The 466-nt window shown below is 29.2% G+C and carries 1 protein-coding gene; it reads right to left on the reverse strand.

Going from position 1 to position 466, the window contains the following annotated elements; translation table 11 throughout:
• Positions 1–186: 186 nt before the first annotated feature.
• The gene (locus V7266_RS30060) at positions 187–423 is read right to left on the reverse strand and encodes a hypothetical protein (protein WP_335472928.1); all 237 of its coding nucleotides are present in this window, start codon (positions 421–423) and stop codon (positions 187–189) included.
• Between the last annotated feature and the right edge of the window lie 43 nt (positions 424–466).

A 466-nucleotide genomic window follows, 5' to 3' on the forward strand; every position in this document is an offset into this window, starting at 1 on the left:
GATTTTTAAGTAATGTCCCCATTTTCACAAGAAGAATTTGGTGCCAATAAAGGTAATTATCCATATATTTACTTGCCAGTCAGACTGTAAATTTCATATATACAGAAGACTTTCGTTCGGCATATTAAAAGAATCTCTACATATGTTCGGAGATTCATACTTCTTACTCATTTATGTTCTTCAACTTTACTTATTTATGCTATCGTCTTCTTCAAACCATTTATCAACTTTAGATTCAAAGTCTTTCATTTCTTGGTTTGACAATATAAAAGGTGATATAAACATATACCCCAAGATTCCTGCGGAAATAGAAAAAAAGAAGTTTGAAATTAAGCCCATATCTTTTTGCCAAAAAAATAAAAATCCAAATACAATTATGCCTATTAAAACACTTAAAAGACCTTTCAAAACGGTTTTATCCAAAGTAACACCTCACAAAGTAAAAAAAATGAGAACTCTATTATCT

The organism is Neobacillus drentensis, assembly GCF_036965645.1.
Classification (GTDB): domain Bacteria; phylum Bacillota; class Bacilli; order Bacillales; family Cytobacillaceae; genus Neobacillus; species Neobacillus drentensis_D.